Origin of the sequence: Streptomyces sp. NPDC102490, assembly GCF_044765285.1 — a bacterium.
GTDB lineage: Bacteria > Actinomycetota > Actinomycetes > Streptomycetales > Streptomycetaceae > Streptomyces.
In genome coordinates, this window is record NZ_JBIWJU010000013.1 from 262,278 (window position 1) to 278,721 (window position 16,444).

At 72.0% G+C, this 16,444-nt stretch carries 16 protein-coding genes; 10 read left to right on the forward strand and 6 right to left on the reverse strand.

Features of this window, described 5'->3' with window-relative positions; translation table 11 throughout:
* Positions 1 to 193: 193 nt before the first annotated feature.
* Positions 194 to 907 (reverse strand): class III extradiol dioxygenase subunit B-like domain-containing protein, encoded by a 714-nt coding sequence (locus ACIRGB_RS29085; RefSeq protein ID WP_403871277.1) that lies wholly within the window; start codon positions 905 to 907, stop codon positions 194 to 196.
* 49 nt (positions 908 to 956) lie between these two features.
* Positions 957 to 2,474, reverse strand: a complete 1,518-nt coding sequence (gene miaB / locus ACIRGB_RS29090; RefSeq protein WP_403871279.1) for a tRNA (N6-isopentenyl adenosine(37)-C2)-methylthiotransferase MiaB — start codon at positions 2,472 to 2,474, stop codon at positions 957 to 959.
* A 144-nt stretch (positions 2,475 to 2,618) separates the two neighbouring features.
* Here miaB and ACIRGB_RS29095 point away from each other — a divergent pair, with 144 nt between their 5' ends.
* Positions 2,619 to 3,824, forward strand: coding sequence for a cellulose-binding domain-containing protein (locus ACIRGB_RS29095; protein WP_403871282.1), 1,206 nt, complete (start codon positions 2,619 to 2,621; stop codon positions 3,822 to 3,824).
* A gap of 28 nt (positions 3,825 to 3,852) precedes the next feature.
* On the opposite strand, the gene ACIRGB_RS29100 is transcribed toward ACIRGB_RS29095, so the two are convergent.
* Both ACIRGB_RS29100 and ACIRGB_RS29105 read right to left on the reverse strand, forming a co-directional pair.
* Positions 3,853 to 4,512, reverse strand: a complete 660-nt coding sequence (locus ACIRGB_RS29100; protein WP_356362669.1) for a response regulator transcription factor — start codon at positions 4,510 to 4,512, stop codon at positions 3,853 to 3,855.
* Positions 4,512 to 5,594, reverse strand: coding sequence for a HAMP domain-containing sensor histidine kinase (locus ACIRGB_RS29105; RefSeq protein ID WP_403871285.1), 1,083 nt, complete (start codon positions 5,592 to 5,594; stop codon positions 4,512 to 4,514). The genes ACIRGB_RS29100 and ACIRGB_RS29105 overlap by 1 nt, the downstream gene beginning before the upstream one ends.
* Before the next feature lie 122 nt (positions 5,595 to 5,716).
* Between ACIRGB_RS29105 and ACIRGB_RS29110 the strand changes: the two genes are divergently transcribed.
* The 3 genes from ACIRGB_RS29110 to ACIRGB_RS29120 all read left to right on the forward strand — a co-directional run bounded on the left by ACIRGB_RS29110 (position 5,717) and on the right by ACIRGB_RS29120 (position 8,576).
* Positions 5,717 to 6,202: a cation:proton antiporter regulatory subunit gene (locus ACIRGB_RS29110; protein WP_403871288.1), complete on the forward strand. Its 486-nt coding sequence runs from the start codon at positions 5,717 to 5,719 to the stop codon at positions 6,200 to 6,202.
* A gap of 4 nt (positions 6,203 to 6,206) precedes the next feature.
* Positions 6,207 to 7,439 carry a cation:proton antiporter gene (locus ACIRGB_RS29115; protein WP_403871291.1) on the forward strand — a complete coding sequence of 411 codons (1,233 nt, stop codon included), beginning with the start codon at positions 6,207 to 6,209 and terminating at the stop codon, positions 7,437 to 7,439.
* A 141-nt stretch (positions 7,440 to 7,580) separates the two neighbouring features.
* Positions 7,581 to 8,576, forward strand: a complete 996-nt coding sequence (locus tag ACIRGB_RS29120) for a TAXI family TRAP transporter solute-binding subunit (RefSeq protein ID WP_403871293.1) — start codon at positions 7,581 to 7,583, stop codon at positions 8,574 to 8,576.
* On the opposite strand, the gene ACIRGB_RS29125 is transcribed toward ACIRGB_RS29120, so the two are convergent.
* Both ACIRGB_RS29125 and ACIRGB_RS29130 read right to left on the reverse strand, forming a co-directional pair.
* Positions 8,573 to 10,006 (reverse strand): ATP-binding protein, encoded by a 1,434-nt coding sequence (locus ACIRGB_RS29125; protein WP_403871296.1) that lies wholly within the window; start codon positions 10,004 to 10,006, stop codon positions 8,573 to 8,575. The two genes, ACIRGB_RS29120 and ACIRGB_RS29125, sit on opposite strands and share 4 nt — an antisense overlap.
* A gap of 9 nt (positions 10,007 to 10,015) precedes the next feature.
* Positions 10,016 to 10,702: a response regulator transcription factor gene (locus ACIRGB_RS29130; RefSeq protein WP_403871299.1), complete on the reverse strand. Its 687-nt coding sequence runs from the start codon at positions 10,700 to 10,702 to the stop codon at positions 10,016 to 10,018.
* 300 nt (positions 10,703 to 11,002) lie between these two features.
* On the opposite strand from ACIRGB_RS29130, the gene ACIRGB_RS29135 reads away from it, so the two are divergent.
* From ACIRGB_RS29135 to ACIRGB_RS29160, 6 genes are all read left to right on the forward strand, one after another.
* The gene (locus ACIRGB_RS29135) at positions 11,003 to 11,779 is read left to right on the forward strand and encodes an amino acid ABC transporter ATP-binding protein (protein ID WP_403871302.1); all 777 of its coding nucleotides are present in this window, start codon (positions 11,003 to 11,005) and stop codon (positions 11,777 to 11,779) included.
* A gap of 135 nt (positions 11,780 to 11,914) precedes the next feature.
* Entirely contained in the window at positions 11,915 to 12,751 is an 837-nt protein-coding gene (locus tag ACIRGB_RS29140; RefSeq protein ID WP_403871305.1) for a glutamate ABC transporter substrate-binding protein, read from the forward strand.
* An 84-nt stretch (positions 12,752 to 12,835) separates the two neighbouring features.
* Complete coding sequence (locus tag ACIRGB_RS29145) at positions 12,836 to 13,504, forward strand: amino acid ABC transporter permease (RefSeq protein WP_133890094.1); 669 nt, start codon at positions 12,836 to 12,838, stop codon at positions 13,502 to 13,504.
* A complete protein-coding gene (locus ACIRGB_RS29150; protein ID WP_403871308.1) occupies positions 13,501 to 14,388 on the forward strand; it encodes an amino acid ABC transporter permease in 888 nt (295 codons plus the stop codon). The genes ACIRGB_RS29145 and ACIRGB_RS29150 overlap by 4 nt, the downstream gene beginning before the upstream one ends.
* A gap of 185 nt (positions 14,389 to 14,573) precedes the next feature.
* Entirely contained in the window at positions 14,574 to 16,184 is a 1,611-nt protein-coding gene (locus ACIRGB_RS29155) for an FAD-dependent monooxygenase (RefSeq protein ID WP_403871311.1), read from the forward strand.
* Positions 16,185 to 16,292: 108 nt separating this feature from the next.
* A complete protein-coding gene (locus ACIRGB_RS29160; RefSeq protein WP_309544753.1) occupies positions 16,293 to 16,364 on the forward strand; it encodes a putative leader peptide in 72 nt (23 codons plus the stop codon).
* Positions 16,365 to 16,444 lie beyond the last annotated feature (80 nt).

Consider the following 16,444-nt stretch of genomic DNA (forward strand, 5'->3'; position numbering starts at 1 on the left):
TACGGGACCCGGAACGGCTGGGTCGGCTCCGGCTCGTGCGGGGTCCGAGCGGTGGCGTCGGCTCCGGCTCGCCCGGGATCGGAGCAGCGGGCAGGGCTCCGACCGTGCGCGAAAGCGCTCGGTGGATCGACCCCGCTCGGACGCCGAACCGGACCGGGTCCGGCCGTCGGCGGGCCCGTTGCCGCCCGGTCGGTTATGACCAGGCGGCTACGACGTACCCGACCCCGTAGGGCGCGTCCTCGTACAGCAGGGTGCCGGCGAGGTCCGTGTCCACGGCAGCGCCCGCGAGGACCTGCCAGGGCGCCCGGCCGGACACCTTGAGCTCGCGGGCCAGGACGACGTCCAGCGCGGCGAGTGCGGCCGGGTCCGCCGCTCCCAGGGCGCGGCCCACCTCCGCGTCGAACGGCGCCGCCCGCTCGTCGAGGTAGCCGGGCGCCTTCAGCGTGCGGCACGCGCTGGCGTCGCCCAGCACCAGCAGTGCCGTCCGCCCGGCCCGCGCGGCGAGGTCCCGGCCGAGGGCGGCGCAGCGCTCGGCGGACAGCGCGTCCCCCACGCCGATGCCCTCGACGGGGACACCGGTCCAGTCGGTCCGCCCGAGCAGCCAGGCGCCCACGGCGAACCCGTAGGGCAGCTCGGCCCCGTCCGCGTCGCCGCCGTCGGCGCCCAGGTACACGTCCAGGTCCACGCCGAAGCCGCGGAAGGAGCCCTTCGCACCCTGCGGGTAGACCTCGGGCCCGGCGGAGTCGGCGGGCCCGACGACCAGGAGCCGGTCGGGCCGGGACGCGGCGAGCACGCCCAGCGCGTCCGTGCACGCGGCGCGCGCGGCGTCCAGCTCGGGTGCGGCACCCGCGGCGACCTCCGGTACGAGGAGCGGCGGGCAGGGGCAGACGGCGGCGGCGACAAGCATGATCGGCAGCGTAGCCCCGTGCCGCCGCCCCCCGCGGCACCCCCCGCGGTCAGTCGCAGCCGCAGCCGCTCGCCACGGCCGGCTGGGGCTCGGGGACGCCGATCTTCGGCAGGCCGAGCAGCACACCGGCCGGCTTGGCCTGCTCGGCGGTGTTGCGCTTCTCCCAGGCGTCGCCCGCGCGCGTGCGGCGCACGTCGAGCACCGCGCCCTCGGCGAGGAGGTGGTGCGGGGCGGCGTAGGTGACCTCGACCGTCACCACGTCGCCGGGGCGGACCTCCTGGTCGGGCTTGGTGAAGTGCACCAGGCGGTTGTCGGGGGCGCGGCCGGAGAGGCGGTGGGTGGCGCCGTCCTTGCGGCCCTCGCCCTCGGCGACCATCAGCTCCAGGGTGCGGCCGACCTGCTTCTTGTTCTCCTCCCAGGAGATCTCCTCCTGGAGGGCGACCAGGCGCTCGTAGCGCTCCTGGACGACCGCCTTGGGGATCTGGCCGTCCATCTCGGCGGCCGGGGTCCCGGGCCGCTTGGAGTACTGGAAGGTGAAGGCCTGGGCGAACCGGGCCTCGCGCACCACGTGCAGGGTCTGCTCGAAGTCCTCCTCGGTCTCGCCGGGGAAGCCCACGATGATGTCGGTGGTGATCGCCGCGTGCGGGATGGCGGCCCGCACCTTCTCGATGATGCCGAGGTAGCGCTCCTGGCGGTAGGAGCGGCGCATCGCCTTGAGCACCGGGTCGGAGCCGGACTGGAGCGGCATGTGCAGCTGCGGCATCACGTTCGGCGTCTCGGCCATGGCGGCGATGACGTCGTCGGTGAAGTCGCGCGGGTGCGGGGAGGTGAAGCGGACGCGCTCCAGCCCGTCGATGGTGCCGCAGGCGCGCAGCAGCTTGCTGAACGCCTCGCGGTCGCCGATGTCGGAGCCGTAGGCGTTGACGTTCTGCCCGAGGAGGGTGATCTCGCTGACGCCCTCGGCGACCAGGGCCTCGACCTCGGCGAGGATGTCGCCGGGGCGGCGGTCCTTCTCCTTGCCGCGCAGTGCCGGGACGATGCAGAAGGTGCAGGTGTTGTTGCAGCCGACCGAGATGGACACCCAGGCCGCGTACGCGCTCTCGCGCCGGGTGGGCAGCGTGGACGGGAACGCCTCCAGGGACTCGGCGATCTCGACCTGCGCCTCCTCCTGCACGCGGGCGCGCTCCAGCAGCACCGGGAGCTTGCCGATGTTGTGGGTGCCGAAGACGACGTCCACCCAGGGGGCTCGCTTCACGATGGTGTCGCGGTCCTTCTGCGCCAGGCAGCCGCCGACCGCGATCTGCATGCCGGGGCGGCTCGCCTTCTTCGGGGCGAGGTGGCCGAGGTTGCCGTACAGCTTGTTGTCGGCGTTCTCCCGTACGGCGCAGGTGTTGAAGACGACGACGTCCGCGTCGCCGTCGGCGCCCTCGGGGGCGCGGACGTAGCCGGCGTCCTCCAGCAGACCGGACAATCGCTCGGAGTCGTGGACGTTCATCTGGCACCCGTAGGTGCGTACTTCGTAGGTGCGCGTGCCGCCCACTGACTGGCTCCGGTCGATGCTGCTCATGGCAACAAGGGTAGGCGGTCGCGATCGCGCTCCATGCCACACACGTCTTGACAGTGCACTGTCAGACCCGCGCTGTCCTGTCGTGGGAGCGCTCCCACAACGGGGGGCGCTCGCGCATCCCTTCTCCCGCACTGGAGGCACCCTGTGCGCACCCGAGTTCTCCGATTACTGCGCCGGCCGTGGACCGCGGCGGTGGCCGCCGTGGCGCTGGTGGTGTCGGTCCTGGTGGCGATGCCCGCGAGCGGTGCGGCGGCGGCCGCCTGCCGGGTCGACTACACCGTCGACGCGTGGGCGGGCGGCTACACCGCTCGGGTGCGGATCACCAACCTGGGCCCCGCGGTGAACGACTGGCGTCTGACCTGGACCTACACCGGCGATCAGCAGGTGACGTCGGCGTGGAACGCGAGCGTCACGCAGACCGGCGCGTCCGTCGTCGCCGTCAACGCCGACTGGAACGGCGCGCTGGCCGCCGGCGGCACCGCCGAGTTCGGGGTGCAGGGGACCTGGCGGTCCGCCGACCCGGCGCCGGACGACTTCGCGCTCAACGGCTCCTCCTGCGGCGGTGACGGCGGGACACCGACCACCCCACCGCCGACCACCACCACGCCACCGGCCACTCCGCCGCCGACCACGCCTCCCGCGACCACACCGCCGCCGTCCGCGGAGTGCGGGGACGCCGTGATCTGCTCGGGTTTCGAGGACCAGGCCGGCCCCGAGCCGTCCGGCGACTGGCGGTTCACCGCGCCCGACTGCCGGGGCACGGGCGCGGTCGCCGTCGACTCGGCGGTGTCGCACGCGGGCGGCAGGTCGCTGCGCGTGGACGGCCGGACCGGCTACTGCAACCACGCCTTCGTCGCCCACACCGCGGACCTGTCGTCGGTCGGCCCCGTCCTGTACGTGCGCCTGTGGGTCCGGCACACCACCGCGCTGCCCACCTCGCACGTCACCTTCGTGGCGATGCCGGACTCGGCGCAGGGCGGCCGGGCGCTGCGCGTGGGCGGCCAGAACGGCGCGTTGCAGTGGAACCGGGAGAGCGACGACGCCACCCTGCCCGCGCAGAGCCCGGCCGGGGTCGCGCTGAGCAGGCCGCTGCCGACGGACGGCTGGCAGTGCCTGCGGTTCGCGGTCGACACCTCGGCCGGTCACCTGGACACCTGGCTCGGCGACGCACAGGTTCCCGGCCTGCACGCCGACGGGGTGCCGACGCAGGACGTCGACCAGCAGTGGCTCGCCCGCGGCGGCGCGCCCCGGCCCACCGCGCTGCGACTGGGCTGGGAAAGCTACGCCACGGGCGACGACACCCTCTGGTTCGACGACGTGGCCGTGGGCTCCGCGCCGATCGGCTGCTGAGGGCCGGTGCGGGCGGCGGGCGCGGGGCTCACGGCTCGATGAGCCCCGCGCGGATCGCGTACCGGGTGAGTTCCAGCCGGTCACGGACGCCCAGCTTCTGGAGGAGGTTGGCGCGGTGGCGTTCGACGGTCTTGGCGCTGATGAACAGCAGCTCGCCGATCTCCTTGGAGGTGTGGCCCTCGGCGACGAGCTTGAGGATCTCCTCCTCGCGCTCGGTGATCGGCCGCTCGGGCAGCCCGCCGCCGCCCTGCACGCGCTCCAGGTAGGAGCGGACGAGGGCCCGCTCGGCGCCGGGGTAGATGAAGGGCTCGTCGCGCACGGCGGCCCGGCACGCCTCGACCAGGTCGCGGTCGGCGACGGACTTGAGGACGTATCCGCAGGCGCCCGCCTTGAGGGCCTCGAAGAAGTACTGCTCGTTGTCGTACATGGTCAGGATCAGGATGCGCAGCTCGGGCAGGCGGCGGGAGAGTTCGCGGGCCGCCTGGAGGCCGGTCATGCGGGGCATGGCGACGTCCAGGACCGCCAGGTCGACCTCGGTGGCCCGCGCGGCGGCGACCGCTTCGGCACCGTCACCGGCCTCGGCGACCACGGTCAGATCGGGTTCGCCGTCCAGGATGAGGCGGACTCCGCGGCGTACCAGGGTGTGGTCGTCGGCGAGCAGGACACGGATCGGGGGCCGTTGGGACATCAGGGGCTGTCTCCGGTTCGGTCTGCGGAACGGTCCCCGGGCGGCGCGGGGACGCGCAGGCGTACATCGGTGCCCCCTCCGGGGGCGGGTGCGAAGTGGATGTCGGCTCCTATCAGCAGGGCCCGCTCCCGCATCCCGCGGATACCGGCGCCCTCGGCGGCCGTGCCGAGGCCGGTGCCGTCGTCGCGGACGAGCAGTTCGACACCGCCGCCCTCGGACGGCGGCAGCGGGCGCAGCGTGAGTGCGGCGCGGGCGGCCGAGGCGTGGCGGGCGGTGTTGGTCAGGCCCTCCTGGGCGACCCGGTAGAGGACGAGTTCGGCCTCCGGGGCGAGCGGGGGCAGGTCGCCGGGGATCTGGTGCTGGACGGTCAGTCCGTGGTGGGTGAACTCGGCGGCGAGCGAGCGCAGGGCGCTGGCCAGGCCGAGTTCCTCCAGGACGCCGGGGCGCAGGCGGCGCGCGATGCGGCGGATCTCGTCGAGTCCGGCCCGGGTGGCCTCCTGGGCCAGGGTCACCTCGTCGCGCAGGTCCCCGGGGACGCGGTCGGCGACGCGCTTGAGCTGGAGGAGGACGGCGGTGAGGGTCTGGCCGACCTCGTCGTGGAGTTCGCGCGCGATGCGGTGCCGTTCGCGTTCCTGGGCCTCCAGCGCCCGGCCGGCACCGGCGGCGCGTTCGGCCTGGAGCCGGTCCAGCATCGTGTTGTACGTAGCGATCAGCTGCGCCGCCTCGGCCGGTCCGGAGACCTCGGGCCGGGTCCCGGGCACCAGCAGGTCGGCGGTGGACATGGCCCGGCCCAGCCGGCGCAGCGGGGTGAGTCCGATGCGCAGGACGACCGCGTTGCCGATCAGCAGGGCCGCGAGGCCCGCCAGCAGGACGAGGGCCTCCCCGGCCAGCACGGGGGTCGACACGGTGACCGGTCCCAGCAGCAGTGCGGTGGCGACGACCAGGCCGGCGGCGTTGAGCGAGAAGATCCGCCAGAACAGCGACACGTTCCTGTTCCCGCTCCTCCCGGCCCGCTCGCACGACACCCCCGCGGCCAGCCTCGCCGACCGCGACCGGCTGCGTATATCCGTCACGACACCCATATCGCCACCGTACGTGCGGATGGCAGCATGGCGAGGTCGCGAGCACGGCACCCACGTGCGCGAACGCAGCAAGGCCGGCCGGCGACGCGGCAGCCGGCGCAGGACGAATGAGGGGAAAGCACGTGTCAGCTCCACGCCTGAGGGCGACGCCGCTCCCGGGTATCGGGGTCCAGTACGACCTGGTGACCCGCGAGCACCGCCACCTGTCGGTGGTGGCCCACCGCGACGGCGCCCGCACGGTGAACGTGTACCGGTCCGACGACCCCGATTCCTGTGCCCACTCGCTGCGGCTGAGCGGCCCCGAGGCGGGTGCGCTGATCGACGCGCTGAAGCCCTCCCACCACAGCGCGAGCCTGCTCTACACCACCGATCTGGGACTGGTCGCCGAGCGGGTCGAGGTGGCCGCCACCTCCCGCTGGAACGGACGGCTGCTGGGCGACACCCGGATGCGGACCGACACGGGGGCCTCGGTCGTGGCGGTGCTGCGGCGGGCCGAGGCGATTCCCTCGCCGGCCCCGGACTTCCGGCTCGTGGGTGGTGACACCTTGATCGTCATCGGCACCCGTGAGGGCGTCGACGCCGCCGCGGCGATACTCGGGCAGGAGTGAGCCGGTGCACTCCGCGGTTCTGCTGATCGAGTTCGGTTCCATCATCCTGGGGCTCGGGCTGCTCGGCCGGTTCGCCGGCCGTTACCGCCTCTCCCCCATTCCGCTGTACCTGCTGGCCGGCCTGGCCTTCGGCGAGGGGGGCCTGCTCCCGCTCGGCGCGAGCGAGGAGTTCGTCGCGACCGGCGCCGAGATCGGTGTCATCCTCCTGCTGCTGATGCTGGGCCTGGAGTACACGGCGAGCGACCTGGTCACCAACCTCAAGTCCCACTATCCGGCCGGCCTCGTCGACTGCGCGCTCAACGCCGTGCCGGGCGCGGTGGCCGCGCTGCTGATGGGCTGGGGCCCGGTGGCCGCCGTGGTCCTGGCCGGCGTGACGTGGATCTCGTCGTCCGGGGTGATCGCGAAGGTCCTCGGCGACCTGGGCCGGGTCGGCAACCGCGAGACGCCGGTGATCCTGAGCGTGCTGGTCCTGGAGGACCTGGCGATGGCGGTTTACCTGCCGATCGTCACGGCCCTGGTCGCCGGTGCCGGTCTGATGACCGGGAGCATCACGCTGGCGGTCGCGCTGGCCGCGGCGGGCCTGGTGCTGTTCGTGGCGGTGCGCTACGGCCGCCTCATCTCCCGTTTCGTCTCCAGCGACGACCCCGAGAAGCTGCTCCTGGTGGTGCTCGGCCTGACGATCCTCGTCGCCGGTGTCGCGCAGCAGCTCCAGGTCTCGGCCGCGGTGGGCGCCTTCCTGGTGGGCATCGCGCTGTCCGGGGAGGTCGCGGAGGGCGCGCACACGCTGCTGAGCCCGCTGCGGGACCTGTTCGCGGCGGTCTTCTTCGTCTTCTTCGGCCTGCACACGGACCCGGCCAGCATTCCGCCGGTCCTGCTGCCCGCGCTCGCGCTGGCCCTGCTGACGGCCGTGACGAAGATCGCCACCGGGTACTGGGCGGCGCGGCGGGCCGGGATCTCCGTCAAGGGCCGGTGGCGGACGGGCGGCGCGCTGGTGGCGCGCGGCGAGTTCTCCATCGTCATCGCGGGCCTCGCGGTCTCGGCCGGCATCGAGCCGTCTCTGGGACCGCTGGCCACGGCGTACGTCCTCATCCTGGTCGTCCTCGGCCCCCTCACCGCGCGCTTCACCGAGCCGCTGGCGATGCGCCTCTTCCGGCGCGGCGACAACCCCGACCGTCCCGCCGCCCCCGCCGAGGGGGCGCCCCGGGCGGCGGAGGCGGAGGCGTCGGTCGGCGACTGACCTCCGTCCGGCGGCGCCCGCGCTCCCGGTGCCGAGGTACCGCGCGGTGTCGACGTGCCGCGCGGCACCTCACGGTGCCGTGGTGCCGCGGTGTGAGCCCGGCCCTGGTCAGTGCGGGTGCCGCCTGGCAGGATCGCCCCCATGTCCACGCTGCTCTCCCGTGTCGGCAGGCGCCGGGCCGTCCAGGGCGCGGTCGCCGGTGCCGTCGTGCTCGGGCTGCTGCTGTGGTGGCTGCTGCCGCTGGGCGAGAAGCCGCCGAGCGGGACGATCACGTTCAGCACGGGCACCCGCGCGGGCGTCTACCAGAAGTACGGCGAGCTGCTGCGCGCCGAGCTGCGCAAGGACATGCCCGACCTGAACGTGCGGCTGATGACCAGCGCGGGCTCGCAGGAGAACGTCGAGCAGGTGGCGTCCGGAAAGGCCGACTTCACCATCGCCGCGGCCGACGCGGTCGAGACGTACAAACTGGCCGGCAACCCGGGTGCCGAGCGGCTGCGCGGGGTCACCCGGCTCTACGACGACTACGTGCAGCTCGTCGTGCCGAGCAACTCGGACATCCAGTCGGTGGCCGATCTGCGCGGCAAGCGGGTGGCCATCGGGCTGCCCAACTCGGGGGTGCGGCTGATCGCCACCCGGCTGCTGAAGGCCGTGGGCATCGACCCGGAGACGGACATCACGCCCCGCGCGGACGGGATCGACACCGGCCCCGGGCGGCTCGGCGACGAGCTGGACGCGTTCTTCTGGTCCGGCGGCGTGCCGACGGACGGCCTCAAGGAGATCGCGGCGAGTTCCGCCTTCCGGTTCGTACCGATCGGCGACGACCTGGTCACCAAGCTGCACGAGTCGGGCGGCGCGACCCGCTACTACCGCACCACCAACATGCCGGAGTCGGCCTACCCCACGGTCCAGAACGGCGCGGTGGTGCCGACGATGGCGGTGTCCAACCTGCTGGTGACCCGCGCGGACGTCGATCCGCGGCTCACCGAGTGGCTGACCCGGACCGTGCTCGACAGCCGCGACGGCATCGGCGCGCACGTGCACTCCGCGCAGCTGGTGGACCTGCGCACCGCGATCTACACCGACCCGCTGGAACTGCACGAGGGCGCCCGGCGCTACTACCGGTCGGTCAAGCCCTAGGGGCGCGGCTGCCGCGGCTCCGTGGGTGCCGTGCCGGTCCTGGGCACGGTGACCGTGACCTCCAGTCCGTGCGGCTCGTGGTGGCCGAAGGAGATCGAGCCGTCGCCCGCCGCGAGCAGCGCCCGGCAGATGGACAGGCCGAGGCCCGAGCCCTTGACGTTCTGGTGCCGGCCGCTGCGCCAGAAACGGTCGCCCACGCGCGCGAGCTCCTCGTCCGTGAGTCCGGGACCGTTGTCGGTGACGACGACGGTGGCGGCGTCCCCCGTGGAGGAGACCCCGACCCGGACGGTCTCGCCGCGCGGCGTGAACTTCACCGCGTTGTCGATGACCGCGTCCAGGGCGCTGGACAGGCTCACCGGGTCGGCCCAGCCCGTGGTCGGCGGGCAGTCGCCGACCAGCCGTACGCCCTTGGCCTCGGCCGTCGGGGCCCAGGCCGCCACCCGCTCGGCGGCCAGCGCGCCGATGTCGGTGACCTTCAGGTCGGCCTGGCTGTGCTCGGCCAGCGCCAGGTCGAGCAGGTCGTCCAGGACCCGGGCGAGGCGTTTGCCCTCGGTCTGGACGGAGGCGATCTCCTCGTTGCCCTCGGGCAGTTCCAGGGCGAGCAGCTCGATGCGCAGCAGGAGCGCGGCGAGCGGATTGCGCAGCTGGTGCGAGGCGTCGGCGACGAAGGCGCGCTGCTGCTCCAGCACGTCCTCCACGTGGTCGGCCATCTCGTTGAACGACCGGGCCAGGCGCCTGAGCTCGGGCGGCCCCCCGGACGGCGCGACCCGGGACTTGAGCCGTCCGGTGGCGATGTCGTGGGTGGTGGCGTCGAGCACCCGCACCGGCCTGAGCACCCAGCCGGTCAGTCGCAGTGCGGCCCCGACGGCGAGCAGCATCGCGGCGACCTCCCCGGCGCCGATGAGCAGCCAGCCGCGCAGGGTCGCCGAGCGCATCGAGTCGGTCGGCGACTCGGTGACGACGACCGCGACCACGTCTCCGTCCCGGATGACCGGCGAGGCCACCACGAGCCTGCCGTCCTGCCAGGGCCACACCTGCGCGGGGTCGTGGCTGCGGCGGCTGAGCAGCGCCTCGTCGAAGGAGTCGCGGACCTCACCGGTCTGCGGCAGGAACCACGTGGTGGGCGCGTTGGCCATCGGGATGTGGTTGCGGTAGAAGACGCCCGCCTTGATGCCGTAGACCTCGTAGTAGCTGGTCAGCTCGGTTTGCAGGGTCGCCAGCCGCTCGTCCGTGTCCGTCTGGCGGGAGCCGCCCGTCCCGTCCTCGGTGACGAACTGGGCGAGCGCGGCGAAGCGTGCCGTGTCGTCGATGCGGTCGATGACGACCTTCTGCTGCTCCGCGCGGGCGACGCTGACACCGAGCGGCACGCCGAGCGCGAGCAGTACGGCCGCCATCAGGACGATGAGCAGCGGGAGCAGGCGTGTGCTCACCCGGCCCCGCTAGGCGGTGGGGGCGACGAGGCGGTAGCCGACGCCGCGGACGGTCTCGATCAGCGCGGGCATGTGCAGCTTGGCGCGCAGGGAGGCGACGTGCACTTCCAGGGTGCGCCCGGTCCCCTCCCAGCTGGTGCGCCAGACCTCGCTGATGATCTGCTCGCGGCGGAAGACCACACCGGGACGCTGGGCGAGCAGGGCGAGCAGATCGAACTCCTTGCGGGTGAGTTGGACAACCGAACCGTCCACGCTGACCTGGCGGGTCGGCAGCTCGATGCGCACGGCGCCGAGGCGGACGACGGTCTCGGTGCTCCCGGTGGCCTCCTCGTGCACGGTGCGCCGGCTGACGGCGTGGATCCGGGCGAGCAGTTCCCCGGTGTCGTACGGCTTGACCACGTAGTCGTCGGCGCCGAGGTTGAGGCCGTGGATGCGGGAGCGCACGTCGGAGCGCGCGGTGACCATGATGACCGGGGTGCTGGTGCGCTTGCGGATCTTGCCGCAGACCTCGTAGCCGTCCTGGTCGGGCAGGCCCAGGTCGAGCAGGACGACGCCGAAGCCGTCGACGTCGGGGACGAGCGCCTGGAGCGCCTCCTCGCCGCTGCGCGCGTGGGTGACGTCGAAGCCGTGCCGTGCCAGGATCGCGGACAGGGCTGCGGCCACGTGGTTGTCGTCCTCGACGAGCAGCAGTCTCATCCGGGCTCCCTTCGGTTCATCGGCCGTACGCTCGGGACGGGTAGAAATCGGGACGGTCGGGGTCGGGCACGCGCGCGTGCGTCCTGTGCAGTGACGCCGATGGAGGGGGACGGCGTCAAGGGGCTTCCGGGTGCGGCCGCTCGAAGTTATCCGGCCGATATGCGCCCAGCTCACCCGTGCTACGACTCGTGTCCGATTGCTATCGGATCGTGATGCTCAGATCTCCCTCAGATGTAGAGACGCGACGTGTCCCGGGTCACTACTGTCCTGCGAAACCCAGGAGGACGGAGCCCGAGAGCGATGACCGAAGTATCGGTGGCCAAGGAAGACAAGGCTGGGACCGGCGAACTGGTCGTCCTGAAGAGTGTCAACAAGCACTTCGGCGCGTTGCACGTACTCCAGGACATCGACCTGACGATCCACCGCGGCGAGGTCGTCGTGGTCATCGGACCCTCGGGGTCCGGTAAGTCCACCCTGTGCCGCACCATCAACCGTCTGGAGACCATCGACGACGGTTCGATCACGATCGACGGCAAGCCGCTGCCGGCCGAGGGCAAGGAGCTGGCCAGGCTGCGTGCCGACGTCGGCATGGTCTTCCAGTCGTTCAACCTCTTCGCGCACAAGACGGTGCTCGAGAACGTGACCCTGGGCCAGGTCAAGGTCCGCAAGGCCGACGCCAAGAAGGCCGAGGAGAAGGCCCGCGCCCTGCTCGACCGGGTCGGCGTGGCCGCCCAGGCGGACAAGTACCCCGCACAGCTCTCCGGTGGTCAGCAGCAGCGCGTCGCCATCGCGCGTGCGCTGGCCATGGACCCGAAGGTCATGCTCTTCGACGAGCCGACGTCGGCCCTCGACCCCGAGATGATCAACGAGGTCCTGGAGGTCATGAAGCAGCTCGCCGAGGACGGGATGACCATGATCGTGGTCACGCACGAGATGGGCTTCGCCCGCTCGGCCGCCAACCGCGTCGTGTTCATGGCGGACGGCCGCATCGTCGAAGAGGCCACGCCGGACCAGTTCTTCAGCAATCCGCGAAGCGACCGTGCCAAGGACTTCCTGTCGAAGATCCTGCACCACTGAGACTCACTGAGACTTCGGAGCGGCTCCGGCGCCCCGCGCCGACCGCACCGGCGGCCCGCTCCCCGCGGCCGCACCTGATCGCCTGATCCTCTGATCGTCCGATCGCAGCTCGATCACAGCCAAAGGATGTTCACCATGAAGCTTCGCAAGGTCTCCGCCGCCTCGGCCGCCGTGCTCGCCCTCGCCCTGACCGCCACCGCGTGCGGCGGCGACGACAAGGACAGCGGCTCGTCCGGTGGCGACGGCAAGAAGATCACCATCGGCATCAAGTTCGACCAGCCCGGCCTCGGCCAGAAGACCCCGGACGGCTACGCGGGCTTCGACGTGGACGTCGCCACGTACGTCGCCAAGAAGCTCGGCTACACCGAGGACCAGATCGAGTGGAAGGAGTCGAAGAGCGCCGACCGCGAGACCATGCTGCAGCGCGGTGACGTCGACTTCATCGCCGCCACGTACTCGATCACCCCCGAGCGCTCGGAGAAGGTCGACTTCGCCGGTCCCTACCTGCTCGCCCACCAGGACGTCCTGCTCCGCGCCGACGAGGACAAGATCAAGTCCCCGAAGGACCTGAACAACGCGAAGCTCTGCTCGGTCACCGGTTCGACCTCGGCGCAGAACATCAAGGACAAGCTGGCCCCCAAGGCGCAGCTGCAGCCGTACCCGACGTACTCGGCCTGCCTGCCCGGTCTGCAGAACGGTGCCATCGACGCGCTGACCACGGACGACTCGATCCTCGCCGGTTACGCCTCCCAGGCGCAGTTCAAGGGCAAGTTCAAGCTCGGCGGCTTCAAGCTGACGAACGAGAACTACGGCATCGGCGTCAAGAAGGGCAGCGACCTCAAGGACAAGATCAACAAGGCCCTTGAGGAGATGGTCTCGGACAAGTCATGGGACAAGGCCGTCAAGGACAACTTCGGCCCGGCCAACTACAAGAACGAGCCGGCGCCGAAGATCGGCGACATCAAGAGCTGAGGCCGGGCCTGACGAGGTGCGCCGCCCCACGGCAGGGGCGGCGCACCGGGGCGGGCATCCCTACACGCGGAAGCGCGGGAGATCGTGTTCGACTTTCTTCAGGATTACGACCTGGCGGGTGCCGTCTGGACGACAGTGCAGCTTGCTGTGCTTTCGGCCGTCGGCTCCCTGATCTGGGGCACCATGCTGGCCGCCATGCGGGTCGGCCCGGTTCCGTTGATGCGCGCTTTCGGAACCGCGTACGTGAACATCGTGCGGAACATCCCGCTGACCGTGATCATTCTGTTCGCGTCGCTGGGACTGAACCAGACGCTGGGGGTCACCCTCGGCGGGGGGAACGACTTCGAGACGATCAACTTCCGGCTCGCCGTCCTGGGCCTGATCCTCTACACGTCGTCGTTCGTGTGTGAGGCGCTGCGCTCCGGCATCAACACGGTGCCGGTCGGCCAGGCGGAGGCGGCCCGGGCCCTCGGCCTGAGCTTCGGCCAGGTGCTCCGGCTGGTGGTTCTGCCTCAGGCGTTCCGCTCGTCCGTCGTTCCGCTGGCGAACGTGCTGATCGCGCTGATCAAGAACACCACGGTCGCCGCCGCCATCGGTGTGGCGGAAACGGCGCTGCTGATGAAGGAGATGATCGAGAACGAGGCTCAGCTGCTGCTCATCTCCGCGGTCATCGCGCTCGTGTTCGTGGTGTTGACGCTGCCGACCGGCCTGATCCTCGGCTGGGTGGGCAAGAAGGTGGCGGTGAAGCGATGAGCTCGATCCTCTACGACGCCCAGGGCCCCCGCGCCAAGCGGCGGAACGTCCTGTTCACGGTCGTCTTCCTGGTCGCCCTCGCCGCCCTGCTGTGGTGGGTGTTCAGCACCCTCAACGACAAGGGCCAGCTGGAGTGGGCGCTGTGGAAGCCGTTCTTCACCGGTACCGAGGCGTGGTCGACGTACATCTGGCCGGGTCTGCAGAACACCCTGAAGGCCGCGGTCCTCGCGGTGGTCATCGCCCTGCCGCTCGGCGCGGCGCTGGGCATCGCCCGGCTCTCCGACCACACGTGGGTCCGGGTACCGGCCGCGATCGTGGTCGAGTTCTTCCGGTCCATCCCCGTGCTGGTCCTGATGATCTTCGGTCTCGCGCTGTTCGCGGAGTACACGAACGTCAGCTCGGACGACCGCCCGCTCTACGCCGTCGTCACCGGCCTGGTGCTGTACAACGCCTCGGTCCTCGCCGAGATCGTCCGGTCCGGCATCCTGGCCCTCCCCAAGGGGCAGGCCGAGGGAGCGATGGCGATCGGGCTGCGCAAGGGCCAGGTCATGCGGCTGATCCTGCTGCCGCAGGCGGTCACGGCGATGCTGCCGGCCATCGTCAGCCAGCTCGTCGTGATCCTCAAGGACACCGCGCTCGGCGGCGCGATCCTGACCTTCCCCGAACTCCTCGCGTCCGCCAACACCATGAGCGGCTACTACGGCGCCAACGTCATCGCCAGCTACACCGTGGTCGCCGTGATCTACATCGCGCTCAACTTCGCCCTCACCACCTTCGCGGGCTGGCTCGAGCGCCGGCTGCGGCGGGCGAAGAAGTCGACCGGTGCGGTGCTCCGCGCGGACGACGTCGAGACCGCCGACGCCGGAACGGTCGGCAAGATCTAGCACACCTGACACGCAGTCATCTCGTATGACCATAAACGGAGGCCGTGGCATGATCGCCACGGCCTCCGTCGCTTGACGCAAGCAGCGGCAATAGGTTGCATACGTTCTGTGACCGTGCACCCTGCTCCAATGTCCTGTTCACCCACGTCCCCCGGGACACCGCCACGGGCAGGGGGCGCCGCACCGTGGACCCGGTGATCATCACCGGAGCGGGGCCCGTCGGGCTCACGCTCGCCCTGGCGCTGGCGCGGCAGGAGGTGCCCTGCGTCGTCCTCGACGAGGGGCCGGGCAAGGACGAACCGCGCCCCGCGCGCACCGTCGTCCTGCGCGAGGAGGCCGTCGCGCTCGTCGAGCGGCTGACCGGCACACCGCTGACGGGGCTGGGTTCGCGTTGGGCCGGATGGCGGTCGGTGCGGCGCAAGCAGGTGACACGCGAGGTCGTGTTCGGCGACGCCGATCCGGCGCCCCTGCACATCGCCCAGCACGAGCTGACCGGCGCCCTGCGCACGGCGCTCACGCGTGAGCGGCTGGTCAAGATCGCCGTGGACAGCCGACTGGACGGCATCGAGCAGGAGAAGTCCGGCGTCACGGCACACACCCGCGGCCCGGCCGGCACCTGGTGGCGCGGCAGTTACCTGGTCGGCTGCGACGGCCCCCGCTCCACCGTCCGCAAGCTCCAGGACATCCGCTTCCCCGGCCGTACGGCGGTGGAACGATACGCCGTCGCCGCACTGCGCACCGAACTCCCGTGGACCGACCAGGCGCTGCTCCACCGCATGCCGCCGTGGCGGACGACCGGACCGTCGGCCGGTGAGGTGGTCGGCCGCCCGCTGCCGGACGGCGTGTGGCGCCTGGACTGGCTGCTGCCGCCCGGCAAGGACCTGGTCACGCCCGAACTGCTGGTGAACCGGGTCCGCGAGACCCTCGCCGGATGGGCCGAAGGCTCGACCCCGGCGTACGAGCTCCTCGACACCGGCGTCCACACGGTCCACCACCGCCTGGCCCGCCGCTGGCGGGTGGGCCGCGTGCTGCTCGCCGGGGACGCGGCGCACCTGCTGGGCGCGCTGGGCACGCAGGGCCTCGAGGAGGGGCTGCTCGACGCCGACAACCTCGCCTGGAAACTGGCCCTGGCCTGGCACCACGGGCCGCGCGAGGCGCTGCTGGACAGCTACCAGGAGGAGCGGCGGTCCGCGATCTCCGCGCGGCTGCGCGCCGCCGACCAACTGCTCCCGCTGCTGCGCGGCGGCGGCGGACTGCGTTCCTACGTCCCCGGCGCCGCCCGCGGCAATGACGCGCTGCTGACGGACGGTCACCTCGGGCGCGGGACGCTGGGCGCGCCCGGCACGTACGCCGACTCGCCCCTCGCGCCCGAGAACCTCGCCGGTGAGGTGCCCGTGGCCACACCGCCCGGGACGCCCGTCGCCGATGTGCGGGTCACGGCGGAGGACGGCACCTTCGTGCGGCTGCGCGACCGGCTGGGGCGCGGGGCGCTGCTGGTGGTGCTGATCGCGCCGGGTACCGGGGTGTGGGAGCGCAAGCACTGGGTGACGGCCGGGATCATGCCCAGGCTGGCGGCCGCCGTGACGGCGCTGCCCCACCGTGCCGAGCTGCTGGTCACCGAGAGCTATCCCGGTGCCGCGGCGCACACGGTGCTGCTGGTGCGGCCCGACGGCCACCTGGTCACGGCGCTGAACGGGGTGCGCCCGGCCGACCTCTACGCGGCCGCGGAGAGCGCGCTGGGCGGGGCGGTGACCGAGGCCGAGGAGGGGGCGGGGGCGGCGGCCGGGTCGCGTTGAGCGGGGCGCCCCGCCGGTCACCGGGCGGACGGGCACTGTCCGCATGGTGACGCTGAGTTGACCGTCCGGCACCGTCATGGTCTACTCCGGACCGTGACCGACACCTGTGTGCGCCTGTGGCGGAGGGTCCATATGGACCTCGTCCGCTATGCGGGCTGCGTGTGTCGTCCGTCCTGCTGAATTCGCCTTCCCTCTTCTTCGCGCGCGCCGCCGCTCAGACGTGCCGTCGCGCGCTCCCTCGCGAACTCCCAGGACGGTAC

Excerpts from the sequence above, each read along its gene's own strand:
- ACIRGB_RS29105 (WP_403871285.1), bottom strand. The coding sequence starts at position 5,594 with ATGGGTGTCGTGACGGATATACGCAGCCGGTCGCGGTCGGCGAGGCTG.
- ACIRGB_RS29140 (WP_403871305.1), top strand. The coding sequence starts at position 11,915 with ATGAAGCTTCGCAAGGTCTCCGCCGCCTCGGCCGCCGTGCTCGCCCTC.
- ACIRGB_RS29120 (WP_403871293.1), top strand. The coding sequence starts at position 7,581 with ATGTCCACGCTGCTCTCCCGTGTCGGCAGGCGCCGGGCCGTCCAGGGC.
- miaB (WP_403871279.1), bottom strand. The coding sequence starts at position 2,474 with ATGAGCAGCATCGACCGGAGCCAGTCAGTGGGCGGCACGCGCACCTAC.
- ACIRGB_RS29100 (WP_356362669.1), bottom strand. The coding sequence starts at position 4,512 with ATGTCCCAACGGCCCCCGATCCGTGTCCTGCTCGCCGACGACCACACC.
- ACIRGB_RS29130 (WP_403871299.1), bottom strand. The coding sequence starts at position 10,702 with ATGAGACTGCTGCTCGTCGAGGACGACAACCACGTGGCCGCAGCCCTG.
- ACIRGB_RS29150 (WP_403871308.1), top strand. The coding sequence starts at position 13,501 with ATGAGCTCGATCCTCTACGACGCCCAGGGCCCCCGCGCCAAGCGGCGG.
- ACIRGB_RS29085 (WP_403871277.1), bottom strand. The coding sequence starts at position 907 with ATGCTTGTCGCCGCCGCCGTCTGCCCCTGCCCGCCGCTCCTCGTACCG.
- ACIRGB_RS29135 (WP_403871302.1), top strand. The coding sequence starts at position 11,003 with ATGACCGAAGTATCGGTGGCCAAGGAAGACAAGGCTGGGACCGGCGAA.